Here is a 1705-nt window from a genome sequence, read left to right as displayed (position 1 = left end):
GTACAAATAGATATAGATTTGCGTCGAGTGAACAGCTGCATGCGTGCCTGGTAGAATATATAAGCTGGTACAACACCAAAAGGATCCATTCAACCTTGGGGTATAGAACACCATTGGAAATGCAACTGAAATTAGAAAATTTAATCAATAAAGCGGCTTAATAAAAATAGTCACGCTTTATGTAGGAATTCCAAACCGCCGAAAATAACCATAAATCATTTTTAGGAATTTATTACGGTTTCAAAAAAATAGAAAACAAAGTTCCATCGTTAAAAGCCTTAAAGCATATCTTTAAACTTTTAGACTATAATGTTTCCGCATTAAATAAAGAACACATCAGTTTAGAGGAAGAATGGAGCCATATTAAAATGTTTATGGAGTTAATTCAATATCTCAAACCAAATGCGAACATAGAATTAAAAAACATGTTAAGTATGGAGCAAAAAAGACGTTTAAGAATAAAACCGACTTTGTTTTTCCCTTTTGTTGAAAATGCTTTAAAACATGGAAGTTTGAATGATAAGGAATCCTTTATTAATATCACACTAAAGGAAACAGAAGATAGACAGTTAAGTTACTGTTTAGTAAATAGTACTGAACACCAAGACGATAATCGTTTTAAATTAAAGAATTCTGGACAGTTTGGATTGCAGGCACTTCAAGATTTACTTGATGCTTACTACCCCAATAGTAACATAGAGCACAGAACCCTCCCAAATAAACAATACCTTTCTAAATTAACCTTAAACCTTAATTGAATGATACGTTATATATTAGTTGATGACGAACCTACTACCTTAGCTTTTGTAAAAACTAAAATAGATGGCATTGCAAAGGACTTTAATTTAAAACATGTAAAGAGCTACTCTAGTTCCTTAAAAGCGTTTGAAGAGGTCATCGAAGAAGACTACGATTTACTTATTGTAGATTTCGAAATGTCACCATATAACGGTATCGAATTAGCAAAAAAAATAGCTGAAAATAAAAAAGTTGTCTTTTTAACCTCAACCAGCAATAATGGTCCTAAAATGATGAATGCTTTAGATGTTTCTGGTTATTTAAGTAAGCCATTTGATCTAGAAGAATTTAAGGACATAATAAAACATAAAGTTATTGGTAAAATAAATCCTACCAAGGTTTCTCAAAAACCGCATACAATAACCTTAAGCATTGGCACCAACAAAGATGTGCGTTTCCCATCAAATCAAGCGTATTACATGAGAACATCTCGGAATATAAATGGTGAACAGCCTAACAAAAACTGTGTACATATTTATGGGAAAAATGATGTTGTTTTATATGCGAACCTGAGAATTAGCATAAATGAACTTTATGAGAAATTAGCAGATTACAACTTTGAGAAGGTCGACCAGAGTAATATAATTAACATGGATTATTTAAAAGAACGTGACAACATGCATATTGAACTTCAGGATTGTAGCGAAACTTTTGAGGTTACTGCTAAACACAAGCCAGGATTTATTGCAAACTTAAGAGCTAAATTAATGCGCTAAATATCACAAATCCATACCTACCCCATTTATTTCTAACCAATTTACCCGGTCTTATTAACTTGTTTCCTGTTTTCGACAATTTTAAAAGTCAATATTCATAAGTTATTTATATTCAAATAGTTGTGATTTTTTTTAGTTAAAAATGGGTGTCCCAGAGCGCTATTTTTCTATTTTTAGCGCATGTTTGTTAG

3 protein-coding genes are annotated in these 1705 nt (G+C 31.6%); all 3 read left to right on the top strand.

What is annotated here, in order from left to right; translation table 11 throughout:
- Window positions 1–161, top strand: a 161-nt coding sequence (locus tag ESY88_RS21980) for an IS3 family transposase (RefSeq protein WP_147087245.1), incomplete at its 5' end; no start/stop codon positions are given.
- 273 nt (window positions 162–434) lie between these two features.
- A complete protein-coding gene (locus tag ESY88_RS20575) occupies window positions 435–758 on the top strand; it encodes a LytS family sensor histidine kinase (protein ID WP_147129065.1) in 324 nt (107 codons plus the stop codon).
- Complete coding sequence (locus tag ESY88_RS20570; RefSeq protein ID WP_147088579.1) at window positions 759–1514, top strand: LytR/AlgR family response regulator transcription factor; 756 nt, start codon at window positions 759–761, stop codon at window positions 1512–1514. It begins immediately after the preceding gene.
- The last annotated feature ends 191 nt before the right edge of the window (window positions 1515–1705 follow it).

Origin of the sequence: Subsaximicrobium wynnwilliamsii, from assembly GCF_007997225.1 — a bacterium.
In the GTDB taxonomy this organism is placed as follows: domain Bacteria; phylum Bacteroidota; class Bacteroidia; order Flavobacteriales; family Flavobacteriaceae; genus Psychroserpens; species Psychroserpens wynnwilliamsii.
Note: the sequence above shows the minus strand (reverse complement) of the source record. Positions and strands in the feature narration are given on the sequence as shown.